The organism is Saccharopolyspora sp. NPDC049357 (genome assembly GCF_040677225.1).
Taxonomy (GTDB): Bacteria; Actinomycetota; Actinomycetes; order Mycobacteriales; family Pseudonocardiaceae; genus Saccharopolyspora.
The window spans coordinates 100,953-115,293 of the sequence record NZ_JBFAQJ010000017.1 but is presented as its reverse complement, the minus strand read 5'-3'; the positions used below and the strand labels follow the sequence as shown (position 1 = coordinate 115,293).

The 14,341-nt window shown below is 71.2% G+C and carries 15 protein-coding genes; 3 read left to right on the top strand and 12 right to left on the bottom strand.

The features are described from left to right. Nucleotides 1–5: 5 nt before the first annotated feature. Both AB0J91_RS16850 and AB0J91_RS16845 read right to left on the bottom strand, forming a co-directional pair. Complete coding sequence (locus AB0J91_RS16850; RefSeq protein WP_363869385.1) at nt 6–1,361, bottom strand: L-serine ammonia-lyase; 1,356 nt, start codon at nt 1,359–1,361, stop codon at nt 6–8. After that, nucleotides 1,358–2,566 (bottom strand): amidohydrolase, encoded by a 1,209-nt coding sequence (locus AB0J91_RS16845; protein WP_363869382.1) that lies wholly within the window; start codon nt 2,564–2,566, stop codon nt 1,358–1,360. Before AB0J91_RS16845 ends, AB0J91_RS16850 begins: the two co-directional genes overlap by 4 nt. Nucleotides 2,567–2,666: 100 nt before the next feature. Here AB0J91_RS16845 and AB0J91_RS16840 point away from each other — a divergent pair, with 100 nt between their 5' ends. Continuing rightward, on the top strand, nt 2,667–3,683 hold the full coding sequence (locus AB0J91_RS16840; RefSeq protein ID WP_363869379.1) for an Lrp/AsnC ligand binding domain-containing protein: 1,017 nt from the start codon (nt 2,667–2,669) through the stop codon (nt 3,681–3,683). Nucleotides 3,684–3,705: 22 nt separating this feature from the next. Here AB0J91_RS16840 and hisI read toward each other — a convergent pair whose 3' ends face one another. From hisI to AB0J91_RS16800, 8 genes are all read right to left on the bottom strand, one after another. After that, nucleotides 3,706–4,047: a phosphoribosyl-AMP cyclohydrolase gene (gene hisI / locus AB0J91_RS16835; protein ID WP_363869376.1), complete on the bottom strand. Its 342-nt coding sequence runs from the start codon at nt 4,045–4,047 to the stop codon at nt 3,706–3,708. Further along, nucleotides 4,044–4,817 carry an imidazole glycerol phosphate synthase subunit HisF gene (gene hisF, locus AB0J91_RS16830; RefSeq protein WP_363869373.1) on the bottom strand — a complete coding sequence of 258 codons (774 nt, stop codon included), beginning with the start codon at nt 4,815–4,817 and terminating at the stop codon, nt 4,044–4,046. The genes hisI and hisF overlap by 4 nt, the downstream gene beginning before the upstream one ends. A 53-nt stretch (nt 4,818–4,870) precedes the next feature. Further along, nucleotides 4,871–6,316 (bottom strand): alpha/beta fold hydrolase, encoded by a 1,446-nt coding sequence (locus AB0J91_RS16825; RefSeq protein ID WP_363869370.1) that lies wholly within the window; start codon nt 6,314–6,316, stop codon nt 4,871–4,873. Nucleotides 6,317–6,423: 107 nt separating this feature from the next. Then, nucleotides 6,424–7,155 carry a bifunctional 1-(5-phosphoribosyl)-5-((5-phosphoribosylamino)methylideneamino)imidazole-4-carboxamide isomerase/phosphoribosylanthranilate isomerase PriA gene (gene priA / locus AB0J91_RS16820; RefSeq protein ID WP_363869367.1) on the bottom strand — a complete coding sequence of 244 codons (732 nt, stop codon included), beginning with the start codon at nt 7,153–7,155 and terminating at the stop codon, nt 6,424–6,426. 159 nt (nt 7,156–7,314) lie between these two features. After that, complete coding sequence (locus AB0J91_RS16815) at nt 7,315–7,515, bottom strand: hypothetical protein (protein WP_207918954.1); 201 nt, start codon at nt 7,513–7,515, stop codon at nt 7,315–7,317. Continuing rightward, nucleotides 7,512–8,141, bottom strand: coding sequence for an imidazole glycerol phosphate synthase subunit HisH (hisH, locus tag AB0J91_RS16810; protein WP_363789206.1), 630 nt, complete (start codon nt 8,139–8,141; stop codon nt 7,512–7,514). Before hisH ends, AB0J91_RS16815 begins: the two co-directional genes overlap by 4 nt. Before the next feature lie 18 nt (nt 8,142–8,159). Next, nucleotides 8,160–9,071 (bottom strand): transketolase C-terminal domain-containing protein, encoded by a 912-nt coding sequence (locus AB0J91_RS16805; protein WP_363869364.1) that lies wholly within the window; start codon nt 9,069–9,071, stop codon nt 8,160–8,162. Next, a complete protein-coding gene (locus AB0J91_RS16800) occupies nt 9,068–9,769 on the bottom strand; it encodes a thiamine pyrophosphate-dependent enzyme (protein ID WP_363869361.1) in 702 nt (233 codons plus the stop codon). The genes AB0J91_RS16805 and AB0J91_RS16800 overlap by 4 nt, the downstream gene beginning before the upstream one ends. A gap of 87 nt (nt 9,770–9,856) precedes the next feature. Between AB0J91_RS16800 and soxR the strand changes: the two genes are divergently transcribed. Further along, nucleotides 9,857–10,318, top strand: coding sequence for a redox-sensitive transcriptional activator SoxR (soxR, locus tag AB0J91_RS16795; protein ID WP_363869358.1), 462 nt, complete (start codon nt 9,857–9,859; stop codon nt 10,316–10,318). A gap of 247 nt (nt 10,319–10,565) precedes the next feature. Here the strand turns inward: soxR and AB0J91_RS16790 are convergent, their stop codons facing one another. Next, a complete protein-coding gene (locus tag AB0J91_RS16790; RefSeq protein ID WP_363869355.1) occupies nt 10,566–11,246 on the bottom strand; it encodes a response regulator in 681 nt (226 codons plus the stop codon). After that, nucleotides 11,243–12,820 carry a sensor histidine kinase gene (locus AB0J91_RS16785; protein WP_363869352.1) on the bottom strand — a complete coding sequence of 526 codons (1,578 nt, stop codon included), beginning with the start codon at nt 12,818–12,820 and terminating at the stop codon, nt 11,243–11,245. Before AB0J91_RS16785 ends, AB0J91_RS16790 begins: the two co-directional genes overlap by 4 nt. Before the next feature lie 156 nt (nt 12,821–12,976). Here AB0J91_RS16785 and AB0J91_RS16780 point away from each other — a divergent pair, with 156 nt between their 5' ends. Then, nucleotides 12,977–14,326 (top strand): cation:dicarboxylase symporter family transporter, encoded by a 1,350-nt coding sequence (locus AB0J91_RS16780; protein ID WP_363869349.1) that lies wholly within the window; start codon nt 12,977–12,979, stop codon nt 14,324–14,326. Nucleotides 14,327–14,341 lie beyond the last annotated feature (15 nt).

The following is a 14,341-nucleotide window of genomic DNA, read 5'->3' as shown; positions in this document are numbered from 1 at the left end:
GGGTTTCAGCAGGCGACGACGTTGAGGGCGAGCCCGCCCAGCGCCGTCTCCTTGTAGCGGTGGCTCATGTCGGCGCCGGTCTCGCGCATCGTCTTCAGCACGGTGTCCAGCGACACGACGTGCGTGCCCTCGCCGTTGAGCGCGATGCGCGCGGCCGTGATCGCGGTGTTGGCGGCCACGGCGTTGCGCTCGATGCACGGGATCTGCACCAGGCCGCCGACCGGGTCGCAGGTGAGGCCGAGGTGGTGCTCCATGCCGATCTCGGCGGCGTTCTCGACCTGCTCGGGAGTTCCGGCCAGCACCTCGGCCAGTCCCGCCGCCGCCATCGAGCAGGCGGAGCCGACCTCGCCCTGGCAACCGACCTCGGCGCCGGAGATCGAGGCCGCCTGCTTGCACAGCGAGCCGACCGCCGCGGCGGTCAGCAGGAACCGGATCACGCCGTCCTCGTCGGCGCCGGGCACGAACCGCACGTAGTAGTGCAGGACGGCCGGGATGATGCCGGCGGCGCCGTTGGTGGGCGCGGTCACGACGCGACCGCCTGCGGCGTTCTCCTCGTTGACCGCCAGCGCGTACAAGCTCACCCAGTCCTGCACGCCCAGCGGGTCGGCGGAACCGTCGCCCTGGTCGAGCCGGGTCCGCAAGCGGGCCGCCCGGCGCGGCACCCGCAGCGCGCCCGGAAGCTCGCCGTCGCGCTCGCAACCGCGCCGCACGCAGTCGCGCATCGCCGCCCAGATCTCCAGGAGCCCTTGCCGCACCTCGGTTTCCGGGCGGCGCGCGGTCTCGTTGGCCAGCACCACGTCGCTGATCGAGGACCCGGTCCGGTGGCACCACCCGATGAGCTCGTCGGCGGTGGCGAACGGGTGCGGCAGGACTTCTGCGTCCTGGGCAGGTGATTCGCCGTCGGCCACCACGAACCCGCCGCCGATCGAGTAGAAGGTCCGCTCGGTGACGCCGTCCTCGGTCCAGGCGGTGAAGACCAGCCCGTTTGGGTGCCCGGGCAGGCTCCGGTCGCGGTGCAGGACCAGGTCGCTGCCGGGGTCGAAGTCGATCCCGCGGGCGCCGAGCAGCTCGATCCGCCCGCTGTCGTGGATGCGCCGGACCTGCCCGTCCACGACGTCGGGGTCGACCGTGCCGGGGTGCTCGCCGAGCAACCCCAGCAGTACCGCCTTGTCCGAGCCGTGACCGCGTCCGGTCGCGCCGAGCGAGCCGAACAGCTCCACCCGCACCGACCGGACACCGGCCAGCAGACCGGTCTCGTCGAGCTCGACGACGAATCGGCGGGCCGCGATCATCGGGCCGTTGGTGTGCGAGCTCGACGGGCCGATCCCGACGCTGAACAGGTCGAACGCGCTGATGCTCACGGCTTGCCGCCCTCCGCTGCCGAGCTGGTGCGGGCGGCGAGCTCGCCGAGGAACTTCTCCCGCAGCACGGCGTCCGAGGCCACGTCCACGGTGGTGAGCGCCATCGCGGCGGCCCCGTCCACGACGGCGTCGTCCGCGGCCGGGGTGCCGGCGTCCTCGGCGAAACCCCGCGTGTGCGGCGGGTTCTGCGACCCGACGATCGCGATGCACGGGTGGATGCTGGGAACGACCTGGGACACGTTGCCCATGTCGGTCGATCCACCGCGCATCGTGCGGTTGACCTGCAGTTCCCTGCCGAGGGACTTGATGTGGCCCGCGAAGAGGTCCGACATCGCCGGTTCCTGCCACAGCTCGGCGTATTCCGGTTCGGTCGGCGCCACGTCCATCGACGCGCCGGTCGCCTCGGCGCCGGCCCGGAAGCACGACAGCACGCGCTCCTTGAGCCCCGACAGCGATTCGATGTCGGTGGAGCGCACTTCGCAGTCCACCACGGAGGTCTCGGGGATGATGTTGGTGGCGGTGCCGCCTTCGCGCACGAACAGCCCGATCCGGCACTCATCGGGAACCTGCTGGCGCAGCAGGCCGATCGCGACCTGGGCCACCACGGCGGCGTCGCCGGCGTTGACGCCGAGGTGCGGGGCCGCGGCGGCGTGCGAGGCGCGTCCGGTGTAGGTCACGGCGAACCTGCTCACCGCCTGGCTGGAGAACTCCGCCGGGTGGAGGTCCTGCTGCGAGGGGTGCACCATCATCGCCACGGCGACGTCGTCGAACACGCCCCGTTCGAGCAGCAGCACCTTGCCGCCGCCGTGCTCCTCGGCGGGCGTGCCGATCAGCTTGACGCGGATACCGAGCTCGTCGGCGACCGCCGCCAGCCCGATCGCGGCACCCACCGCCGCGGCGGCGATCACGTTGTGGCCGCACGCGTGCCCGATGTCGGGCAGCGCGTCGTACTCGGCGCAGATGCCCACCGTCAGCTCCCCGGAGCCGCGCACCGCCGAGAACGCCGTCGGCACGTCGGCCGGTCCGGGTTCCAGGTCGAAGCCCGCCTCGCGGAGAACCGCGGTGATCTTCTCCACCGAGCGGTGTTCGGCGAAGGCCAGCTCGGGCTCGGCGTGCAAGCTGTGGCTGAGCTCGATGAGGCGGTCCCGCCACGCCTGCTGCTCGGCGCGCACCCGCTGCGCGCACTCTCGGCCCTGATCAGTCACTACCGCTCCTCCGGTCCGCTTTCCAACCTGGACACGCAGGGTCAGCGATGAGACCCTTCTCCCCCAACAAGTGCAGGAACACACCAGTATTCGAGATCAGATGCAGGATTCAGCCACCGTTGACGAAGTCGACCTCGCTCTGGTCAACGCCTTGCAGATCCGGCCGCGCGCCTCGTGGTCCTTGGTCGGCCGAGTGGTGGGGATCGATCCCGTCACGGCCGCGCGCAGGTGGGAGCGCTTGGAGCGCAACGGGCAGGCGTGGATCTCGGCGTACCCGCCGATCACGCCCAACCAGGCGAACGCCTTCGTCGAGATCGAGTGCGAACCGGGACGCGGCGTGCCGGTGGCCGAGGAGCTCGCCGAGGATCCCCAGGCCATGACGGTGGACGTCACCGCGGGCGGACGGGACGTGCTGGTCACGGTGTGCGCGCCGAACCCGGAGGTGCTGTCGAGCTACCTGCTCGAACGCATGAGCCGGGTGCGGCACCTGCGGCACGTGCGCAGCCACCTGGTCATCAAGACCTACACCGAGGGCAGCCGCTGGCGGCTGCGCGCCCTCGACCAGGAGCAGCTGGCGACGATGGCGCGCGAAGCCGATGACTCCGGAGAGCAGCCGGCCGGCCGGCCCAGCGAGGAGGACTGGGCCATCGCGGTCACCCTCGCCGCCAACGGGCGGGCGGCGATCAGCGAGCTGGCCGAAGCCGCTTCGACCAGCGCCAGCACGGTCCGCCGACGACTCGCGCGGCTGACCGCGAGCCAGCAGCTCCGCTTGCGCTGCGAGCTCGCCCGCACGTTGACCGGGTGGCCCGTCTACGCCTGGTTCTTCGCCAAGGTCGCCACCGCCCACCTCGACGAAACGGGGCGCGCCCTGGCCCGGATCCCCGAGGTCCGCTCCGTGACGTCCACGGCCGGGCCCTACAACCTCATCATCTCCGTCTGGCTGCGCTCCCTGGTCGACGTGCAGGAGCTCGAGACCCAGATGACCCGAGGCCTCCCCCACCTCGACGTCATCGACCGCAGCATCGCCGTGCGCCCGGTCAAGCTGGTGGGCCGTCTCCTGGACGAACGCGGCTGCGCCACGGGCTCGGTTTCCCTGGACACGCGCCACTGCCCGTGAACCGGCGCAGTGACCGCAGCCACTAGGAGAGCAGGACGTCGGCGTCGAAGCAGGTGTGGTCGCCGGTGTGGCAGGCCGCGCCCTGCTGGTCGACGACCAGCAGCAGGGTGTCGCCGTCGCAGTCGAGGCGGACCTCGTGGACGTGCTGGGTGTGCCCGGACGTCTCGCCCTTGACCCAGTAGGTGCCGCGGCTGCGGGAGAAGTAGGTGGCGCGGCGGGTGGTGAGGGTGCGGTGCAGGGCCTCGTCGTCCATCCACGCCATCATCAGCACCTCGCCGGTGCCGCGCTGCTGCGCGATGGCGGCGACGAGCCCGTCGGCGTTGCGCTTGATCCGGTCGGCGATCTTCGGGTCGAGCTCGCTCATCGGACCGTGATCCCTTCCGCCCGCATCGCGTCCTTGACCTCGCCGATGCGCAGTTGTCCGAAGTGGAAGACGCTGGCGGCCAGCACCGCGTCCGCCCCGGCGTGCACGGCGGGAGCGAAGTGCTCGACCGCGCCGGCACCGCCGCTGGCGATCAGCGGCACGTCGACGACCTCGCGCACCGCGCGGATCATCTCCAGGTCGAAGCCGGCCTTGGTGCCGTCGGCGTCCATCGAGTTCAGCAGGATCTCGCCGACGTCCAGCTGCTCGCCCTTCGCGGCCCACTCGACGGCGCAGATGCCGGTGCCGCGGCGTCCGCCGTGCGTGGTGACCTCGAAGCCCGACGGCGTGGGCTGCCCGCCCTCGGGAACCCGGCGGGCGTCGACCGACAGCACGACGCACTGCGCGCCGAACCGCTTCGAGGACTCGTTGAGCAGCTCGGGCCGCGCGATCGCCGCGGTGTTCAGGCTGACCTTGTCGGCCCCGGCGCGCAGCAGCCGGTTGATGTCCTCGGTGCTGCGCACGCCGCCACCGACGGTCAGCGGGATGAACACCTGCTCGGCGGTGCGCCGGACCACGTCGAAGGTCGTCTCGCGGTCCGAGGAGGACGCGGTGACGTCGAGGAAGGTCAGCTCGTCGGCGTGCTCGGCGTCGTAGGCGTTCGCCAGCTCGACCGGGTCACCGGCATCGCGGAGATCGGTGAAGTTGACTCCCTTGACGACCCGTCCCTGGTCCACGTCCAGGCACGGGATCACACGCACAGCTACGCCCATGCGCACCAGGGTAGACGTCCCCACCCCGGACGAGGCCGGGGTGGGGACGCCGGTCACCAAGGTGCGACGGGTCGCACAGCGGTCTGCACCGGTTCGGGCTGGACCGCTGGGCAGTGAGCGCCCTCGGGCGGCATCACGCCGTCGATCAGGTAGGCGTGCGCGGCGTCGAGCGTGCACTCGTTGCGGTCGTAGACGCCGTGGCCCCAACCGTCGTAGGTGAGCAAGGTGGCCCGCTCGACGTGGGAGTCCACAGTGGTCGCCCAGTTGTAGCCGGTCGCCGGGTCGTGCAGCGCGTTGAGGATGAGGATCGGTGCGGCGGTGCGGATTTCCGGAACGTGCTGCGGGTTCTGCACCGGTGCCCGCCAGTCGAGGCAGTGCGGGGCCAGCGCGCCGCCCACGCCGCCGCGCAGGTGCGGAGCGGCCTGCTCCTGCCGCTTCCACAGCTGGGCGTAGTCCTCGGCGGATCCGGCCTCGATGCGGTGGTCGCCGCAGAAGGCCGCCGCGGGGTTCGGGATCGGTTCCTGCTGCCGCGCCGCGGCGATCGGCTCGCTGTTGCGCAGCTCGTCGAGCTCGGCTGCCAGCGCGTGCCAGTCCGGCCCGTAGAAGGCGCTGATCGTGCTGCGGGTGAGGTCCTGCGGCGTCATCGGCTTCGAACCGCCCGGTTGCGGCAGCTCCCCGGCGTCCGCCCGCTCGTAGAGCTCGTCGAAGACCGCGCCGACGTCCTCACCGTGCAGCGCGCACGCCGCGTCCCGATCGCACCACTTCGCGAACTCGCCGAACGAGTCCTCCGCCGCCTCGGCCTGGGTGACCAGGAACCCGGCGGTGTCCTGACTGTGGTCGAAGACGCTGTCCAGCACCAGCGACCGGACGCGCTCGGGGAACTGCTCGGCGTACATCTGGCCGGTCAGCGTTCCGTACGAGATGCCGTAGAGGCTCAGCTGCTGCTCGCCGAGGGCCGCGCGGAACGCGTCGATGTCGCGGGCGACGCTCGCGGTGTCCATGTGGTCGACGATCGCGCCGCTGCGCGCCCGGCAGTCGTCGGAGGCGCGGCGGTTGTGGTCGAGCAGCCGCTCGAAGTGCTCGGGCCCGTCCGGGCGGACGTCCGGACGTTCCGCGATCAGCGCCGGATCGCACCGCAGCTGGTGGCTGCCGCCGAAGCCGCGCGGGTCGTAGCTGACCACGTCGAAGCGGGCGGCGAGGTCGGCGGCGAAGGGGTTGCCCGCGACCAGCGAGCTCACGCCGGTGCCGCCCGGGCCGCCCGGCATGTAGACCAGCGTGCCGATCCGGCGGGCCGGATCCGTCGCCGGACGCCGGGCCACCGCGATGTCGATCTGCTCGCCCCGCGGGTTCGCCCAGTCCAGCGGGACGCGCACGGTCGAGCACTCGACCTCGGCGTTCTCCGCGCAGGGCTGCCAGTCCAGGGCGGGTTCGGCGTGGGCCGGTGCGGCCGCGCCCGCGATCACCCCGACCGCCAGCAACGCCCCCAGCATTCGTCGCATCGAGTTCCTCCAGTGATGGTCGGATCCGCGTTTCGGATCACGACCACCACCGTGGTGATCTCACGCGAGGAAGTCGATCAGGGCTTTCCCGGAGAAGATCCGGGGTTTCAGCGAACGGCCGCCAGCGCCTCTTCGAGGGTGAAGTTCTGGGCGTAGAGGGCCTTGCCGACGATCGAGCCCTCCAGGCCGGCCGAGGCCAGCTCGGACAGCGCGACGAGGTCGTCGACGCTGGAGACACCGCCGGAGGCGATCACCGGGGCGTCGGTGCGGGAGCAGACCTCGCGCAGCAGCTCGGTGTTCGGGCCCTGCAGGGTGCCGTCCTTGCCGACGTCGGTGACGACGTAGCGGCGGCAGCCGGCGGCGTCGAGGCGGGCCAGCACCTCCCACAGGTCGCCGCCGTCCTTGGTCCAGCCGCGCGCGGCCAGGCGGTGGCCCTGCTCGGTGATGCGCACGTCCAGCCCTACGGCCACGCGGTCGCCGTACTCGGCCACGACGCGGTCGGCCCACTCCGGGTTCTCCAGCGCCGCGGTACCGAGGTTGACCCGCGCGCAGCCGGTGGCCAGCGCGGCTTCCAGGGAGGCGTCGTCGCGGATGCCGCCGGAGAGCTCGACCTGCACGTCCAGCTTCCCGGTGACCTCGGCCAGCAGCTCGCGGTTGCTGCCGCGGCCGAACGCGGCGTCGAGGTCGACCAGGTGGACCCACTCCGCACCCGCGCGCTGCCAGGTCAGCGCGGCCTCCAGCGGATCACCGTAGGAGGTTTCGGTACCGGCGGCGCCCTGCACGAGGCGGACGGCCTGCCCATCGGCAACGTCAACAGCGGGAAGAAGAGTGAAGCTCACGCCCACAACCCTAATGACGCCGCACCGAGCCCGAGCACCCGGCCACCACCTCCGCCTCCCCCGAACGGACGAGGGATTTCGAATTTCGCGCGAAGTTCGACTCCCGAAGTTCGGAGTCGAATTTCGCGCGAAATTCGAATGACGCGACGTTTCCGCAGGTCAGCGGCGGGAACGCTCGCTGCGGACGATGGCCAGCAGCGGGACCGCGAGCACCAGGACGCTCAGCGCGATCACCACGAGCAGCGGCACCCCGGCCTGGACCAGGTACGGGCCGCCGACGGTCGAGGCCATGCCGACCGCGAGCACCAGCGCCACCACGCGAACCGTGTTCGGGCCCATCAGCCCGTGCCGGCGGGTCACAGGGCCTCCAGCCAGTTGCGCAGCAGCCGGGCACCGGCGTCGCCGGACTTCTCCGGGTGGAACTGGGTGGCCATCAGGGCTCCGTTCTCCACGGCGGCCACGAACGGCTCGCCGTGCTCGGCCCAGGTCACCCTGGGAGTGGCGATCGTGTCGGAGCTCTCCAGCTCCCACTTGCGGACCGCGAAGGAGTGCACGAAGTAGAAGCGGGTGTCGGCGTCCAGGCCGGCGAACAGCACGCTGTCGCTGGGCGCCTGGACGGTGTTCCAGCCCATGTGGGGCAGCACGTCGGCGTGCAGCCGCTCCACGGTGCCGGGCCACTGGCCGCAGCCGTCGGCCTGCACGCCGTGCTCCACGCCCTGCCCGAACAGCACCTGCATGCCCACGCAGATGCCCAGCACCGGTCGACCACCGGAGAGCCGCTGGTCGATGATCTTGTCGCCGCCGACCTCCAGCAGTCCTTCCATGCAGGCCGCGAACGCGCCGACGCCCGGGACCACCAGGCCCTCCGCCTCGACGGCGGCACGATGGTCGGCGGTCACCTCGACGTCGGCGCCCGCGCGCTGGAGAGCGCGTTCGGCGGAGCGGAGGTTGCCTGATCCGTAGTCCAAGATGACGACTCGTGCCACGGGTTCAGGCTACCGGCCTCACGCGACCCGCTTCCCGACCCCGTGCAGGAAGTGCGCCACCTCGCCCGCGATGCCGGTCGGGCCGAGCCCGTGCGCGGCCTCGTGCTCGTCCGCGGTGCCGTAGGCGCGCAGCTCCCGGTCCCGGCGCACGCCCAGCGACAGCACCCGGTGCGGGGTGTCGGCGAGCGCCTCGGCGACCTCGTGGGTGGAGGTGCCCCGCAGGTAGGGCTCGACGAGCACGACGTCCGGGCTCGCGGCGCGGACGGCGGCACGAAGGCCGTCGGCGTCGAAGGGCCGGATGGTGGCGGCGTAGAGGACGGTGACGTCCATCGCGGCGGTGGCCGCCAGCACCGGCGTGAGCATCGGGCCCACGGCCAGCACCACGCCGTCGCGGCCGTGTCGCACCGGGTGCCAGCCGGGCCCGGTCACCAGCGGTTCGGCGTTGGCGCGATCGGAAAGTCGCAGGTAGGCGGGGTCGTCGTGGCCGAACTCGCGGCTCAGCAGGGCGTCGACCTCGTCGGGGTGGCCGGGCACGTGCACGGTCCAGCCGGGCAGCGTGTCGATCAGCGCGACGTCACCGGGGGCCATGTGGGTGCGCCCGGCCGTCGGGTAGTCGTAGGAGGCTCCGGTGCTGACGGCGATCGCCCCGACGCCCTGGTGGCCGAGGTCGAGCTTGAGCTGCTCGAAGGGCCGTTCCACGACGAACGGCGTGATCGAGTGCAGCACCGGCCGCATCCCCGCCAGGGCCAGTCCCCCGGCGACGCCGACCATGGCCTGCTCCCGGATGCCGACGTTGAACACCCGGTCGGCGTGCCGGTCGAGGGCGTCGGTGAAGCGGTCGGCGGAGATCTCCGCCAGCACCAGCGCGACCCTCGGGTCGGTCTCCATGGCTTCGGTGGTGGTGCGCACGAACTGCTCGCGCATGCTCATCGGTTCCCTCCTCGGGGTTCGACCTCGGCGACCACCGCGAGCGGGCGGTCGGTGAAGGTGGCGCTCAGCGCCTGGTGGAGCGCGGTGTGGTCGCGGCCGTCGACCACGCGGGTCGCCCAGCCCTCGCGCGCGAAGCGATCGGCGATGCCGCCGGGCCAGCCGGTGCTCGACGAGCGGTTGTCGATCACCACGGTGGTCAGCCGGCCCAGTCCCCAGCGCCCGGCGACCTGGATGGCCTCGTGGTTGCTGCCCTCGTCCAGTTCGGCGTCGCCGACGAGCACGACCACGCGCGGCCGGTCGAGCCCCCGCGCGCGCAGCCCCAGCGTCATGCCGAGGGCGAGCGGGAGGCCGTGCCCGAGCGAGCCGCTGCCGATCTCCACGCCGGGCGCCAGCACCCGGTCGGGGTGGAAGCCCAGCCGCGAGTCGAACTCGCCGAAGCGGTCGAGCTCGGCCGGGTCCAGGAAGCCCTTGGCGGCCAGGACCGCGTAGTAGGCCATCGGACCGTGCCCCTTGGACAGCAGGAACCGGTCTCGCTGCGGGTCGTCGACGCGGTCCGGGCCGACCGAGAGGACATGGTCGTAGAGCACCCACAGCACGTCGAGGGTGGAGGTGGCGGCGGAGTCGTGCTTCTCGTCGCCGGTCATCCTGGTCATCAGCGGACGCAGGTCCGCGTACTGGTAGTCCGTCTTGATCGCCATGCGGACCAGGATGGGACTTCGAGTTAAGTCGAAGTCAAGGGCGGAATATCTCCACCTAGCTGGAGGTTTTCGGCTAATCTGGCCAGCGTGACGAAACTACCCGCCCTGCTGACCATCGGGGAGGTCGCGCACCGCAGCGGAGTCGCCCAGACGGCGCTGCGCTTCTACGAGGAACGCGGCCTGATCAGCTCCACCCGCACCACCGGTAACCAGCGCCGCTACCAGCGGGCCGTGCTGCGCCGGCTGGCGTTCATCCGCGCCGCGCAACGGGTCGGGCTCAGCCTGGAGCAGATCTCCGAGGCCCTCGCCACGCTCCCCGACGACCACGCGCCCACCAAGACCGACTGGTCCCGGCTCTCCCGGCGTTGGCGCGACGAGCTCGACGCCCGCATCGACGGCCTGCAGCGACTCCGCGACAACCTCACCGGCTGCATCGGCTGCGGCTGCCTGTCGCTGCGCACCTGCATCCTCAACAACCCCGACGACCTCCAAGCCGAGAACGGCCCAGGAGCTCCCCTCCTCCGCCCCAAGACCGACCACACGGGATGACCCCGCCCCGACCGAACAACACCCCACCAGCGGGTCACCAACGACGCCCCCACCGGTCGATCACCAGGATTTCAGTGGAAATCGGGATTCTGACTTCCACTGAAATCCGGTGTCTGACTTCCACTGAAACCCGGTACCAGACTTCCGCTGAAACCCCGTACCGGACTTCCACTGAAACCCCGTACCGGACTTCCACTGAAATCCGGTGTCGGGAGGGGAGCGGGTGGGGTCGAACACCTGGGATCGGTCAGGATTCGCCTGTCCAGGTGTAGGTCATTTCTGGGCGACCGACCGCGCCGTAGGTGGGGAGGCGTTCGACCATCCCTGTGCCGGAGAGGTATTCGAGGTAGCGGCGGGCGGTGACGCGGGAGACGCCGGCGGCCTCGCCCACGGCGCCCGCCGAGCCACCGGAGGGCATGGCCCGGAGGGCGGTGACGACCGCGGCGAGGGTTTCCTCGCCCATGCCCTTGGGCAGGGCCGCTCGATCCACTCCCCGCAGCGTGGAGAAGGCGCGGTCGATCTCGGCCTGGCCCTGGACCTCGCGGTCCTGGCCGAGGGTGGCGCGGAAGCGGGCGTAGTGGTCCAGCTTCTCGCGCATGGCGGCGAAGGTGAACGGTTTGAGCAGGTACTGCACGACGCCGCTGGACACCGCCGCGCGCACCACCTTCAGATCCCGCGCCGAGGTCACCGCGATGACGTCGATGGGCAGTCCGGCGGTGCGCAGCGCGCGGGCCACCTGGAGTCCGTCCATGTCCGGCAGCCGCAGGTCCAGCAGCACCAGGTCCACCGAGGTGTGCTCGACGAACCGCAGCGCGGCCTGACCGGTGCGGACGCGCCCGGCCACGGCGAAGCCCTCGACGCGGTTGACGTAGGCCTCGTGCGCCTCGCCGGCCACGGGGTCGTCCTCGACCACCAGAACCGAGATCACCGCGACGCCCCCGGGAGCCGGACGGTGAACACCGCACCCTCGTCGCCGCCGACGTCGACGGTGCCGCCGTGCCGCCGCACGCTCTGCCCGACCAGCGCCAGCCCGAGGCCGCGGTCGTCGGACTTCGTCGACCAGCCGCGCCGGAACAGCTCGGAGGTGTCGGCGGGGACGCCGGGCCCGTTGTCGGCGACCCGGATCAGCAGTCCGTCCGCTGTGGACTGAATGGTCACCTCGACGCGCGGGCGCGGCCGGTCGGCCACGGCCTCCACGGCGTTGTCGATCAGGTTCCCGAGGATGGTCACCAGGTCTCGGGTGTCGAGGTGCTCCAGCGCGGCGTCGTCGACCTCGGTGTCCTCGCTGAGCACGACCTCGACGCCCCGCTCCCCGGCCTCCGCGCTCTTGCCCAGCAGCAGCGCGGCCAGCACCGGTTCGCCGACGGCGCCGACGACCTGGTCGGTGAGCCGCTGCGCGAGGTCCAGCTCGGAGGTGGCGAACCCGACGGCCTCCTCGGTGCGGCCGAGTTCGATCAGCGAGACGACGGTGTGCAGCCGGTTCGCGGACTCGTGGGCCTGGGAGCGCAGCGATTCGGCGAAGCCGCGCATCGAGTCGAGCTCACCGCTGAGCGCCTGCAGCTCGGTGTGGTCCCGCAGCGTGACGACGCTGCCCAGGTCGCGGCCGCCGCTGCGCACCGCGGAGACGTTGACCAGCAGCACCCGGTCATCGGTCAGGTGCACCTCGTCGCGGACCGCGCGGCGGCCGAGGGCGTCCACAAGGGACGGCGGCAGGTCCAGCTCGGACACCTGCTCACCTTCGACCTCGGCGGACTCCAGCGAAAGCAGCACAGCGGCACCATCGTTGCACAAGGTCACGTGCCCGTCCGGCGCCACCAGCAGCAGACCCTCGCGCACCGCGTGCAGGATCGCGTCGTGGTACTCGTACATCCGGGACAGCTCCGCCGGTCGCATGCCGTGGGTGTGCCGCCGGATCCGCGCGTTCACCAGGTACGTCAGCACCCCGCCGAGCAGCAGCGCGCCGCCCGCGACCAGCACCAGCACGAACACCTGCCTGCGGATCTCGTCGGTGAGCACGCGCACGGCGATGCCGTCGGCCACGAGTCCCACCATCTGGGAACCGCGGTGCACCGGGACGACCGCCCGAACCGACGGCCCCAGCGTCCCGGTGTAGGTCTCGACGAGCGTCCGCGTGGGGTCGATGTTGCCGCGGAAGGGCTTGCCGATGCGGGACGGGTCGGGGTGGGTGTAGCGGATGCCCTGCGGCGACATGATCGTGATGAAGTCGACCCCGGTGTCGGCCCTGACCCGCTCGGCCAGCGGCTGCAGCGTCGCGGTGGGATCCGGCGAAGCCATGGCGTCGGCCACGCCCGGCTGGGCGGCCAGGGTCCGGGCCACCGCCACGACCTGGTCGCGCGCGGCCTCCTCGGTCCGGCGGTCGGCGTCGTACCAGGCCAACGCGGCTCCGGCGAGCACGACGACGGCCACGACGATGACCTGCAGCACGAACAGCTGTCGCGCGAGGCTCCAACGCGGGCGGAGCTGGTTTCGGTACCTGGACATCACTTACTCATGTCGACGACGTGAACACAATGAACGAAAGCGAGACGGGGTCGGTGCAAAGCTCGCATAGTCTCCGTCCAGATCTTCCCGTGACCTGGGACACGCACGGTGAATCGTATGTGACCCGGAGAAACCGGCCCCGCAAGGAGTTCAACTGTGGCTAGCAATGATGCTGCGCCGACGAAACGTCGGGACAGAACGCATTACCTCTACATCGCGGTGATCGTCGCCGTGGTGGCGGGCATCGCCGTCGGATTCGTGGCCCCCGACGTCGGCAAGGCGCTCAAACCGCTGGGCACCGGCTTCGTGAACCTGATCAAGATGATGATCTCGCCCATCATCTTCTGCACGATCGTCCTCGGCGTCGGCAGCGTCCGCAAGGCCGCCAAGGTCGGCCGAGTCGGCGGTCTGGCGCTCGGCTACTTCATGATCATGTCGGTGGTCGCGCTGGTCATCGGACTGATGGTCGGCAACGTGCTGCACCCCGGCGAGGGATTGCAGATCACCGAGGAGCTGCGCGGCTCGGGCGCCGAGCAGGCCGGTGAAGAAGCGCAGAGCACCACCGAGTTCCTGATCGGGATCATCCCGACGACGCTGATCTCGGCGTTGACCGAGGGCGAAGTGCTGCAGACGCTCCTGGTGGCGCTGCTCGCCGGTTTCGCGCTGCAGGGCATGGGCGAGAAGGGCCAGCCCATCCTGCGCGGCATCGAGCACGTCCAGCGCCTGGTGTTCAAGATCCTGGCGATGGTCATGTGGGTCGCCCCGATCGGCGCGTTCGGCGCGATCGCGGCCGTGGTCGGCGCCACCGGCGTGGACGCCCTCAAGGGCCTCGCGGTGATCATGCTCGGCTTCTACACGACCTGCGCGGTGTTCATCTTCGTCGTGCTGGGCGCGGTGCTGTGGCTGTTCGCGCGGGTGAACATCTTCTCGCTGCTGCGCTACCTGGGTCGCGAGTTCCTGCTGATCCTGTCGACGTCCTCGTCGGAGGCGGCGCTGCCGCGGCTGATCGCGAAGATGGAGCACCTGGGCGTGAGCAAGCCGGTCGTGGGCATCACGGTTCCCACCGGCTACTCGTTCAACCTCGACGGCACGATGATCTACCTGACGATGTCGTCGCTGTTCATCGCGAGCGCCCTGGGCGACCCGCTGTCGATCGGCGAGCAGGTCGGTCTGCTGCTGTTCATGATGGTCGCGTCGAAGGGCGCGGCGGGCGTCAGCGGCGCCGGCCTGGCCACCCTGGCCGGCGGTCTGCAGTCGCACCGCCCGGAGCTGCTCGACGGCGTCGGCCTGATCGTGGGCATCGACCGGTTCATGTCGGAGGCCCGCGCGCTGACCAACTTCGCGGGCAACGCGGTGGCCACCGTCCTCATCGGATCGTGGACCAAGGAGCTCGACCGCGGCCAGATGGCGCAGGTCTTCGCCGGCGACTCGCCGTTCAACGAGCAGACCTTCGTCGACGACGGAGGTGTCACCGAGGAGAAGACCCAGACCCCCGAGAAGGTCTGATCCTCGACGCGAAAC

Bases quoted from the DNA above. Each gene is read 5' to 3' on its own strand.
- AB0J91_RS16840 (WP_363869379.1), top strand. From the start codon at position 2,667: ATGCAGGATTCAGCCACCGTTGACGAAGTCGACCTCGCTCTGGTCAAC.
- hisI (WP_363869376.1), bottom strand. From the start codon at position 4,047: ATGAGCGAGCTCGACCCGAAGATCGCCGACCGGATCAAGCGCAACGCC.
- hisF (WP_363869373.1), bottom strand. From the start codon at position 4,817: ATGGGCGTAGCTGTGCGTGTGATCCCGTGCCTGGACGTGGACCAGGGA.
- AB0J91_RS16825 (WP_363869370.1), bottom strand. From the start codon at position 6,316: ATGCGACGAATGCTGGGGGCGTTGCTGGCGGTCGGGGTGATCGCGGGC.
- AB0J91_RS16805 (WP_363869364.1), bottom strand. From the start codon at position 9,071: ATGAGCATGCGCGAGCAGTTCGTGCGCACCACCACCGAAGCCATGGAG.
- AB0J91_RS16800 (WP_363869361.1), bottom strand. From the start codon at position 9,769: ATGGCGATCAAGACGGACTACCAGTACGCGGACCTGCGTCCGCTGATG.
- AB0J91_RS16785 (WP_363869352.1), bottom strand. From the start codon at position 12,820: ATGTCCAGGTACCGAAACCAGCTCCGCCCGCGTTGGAGCCTCGCGCGA.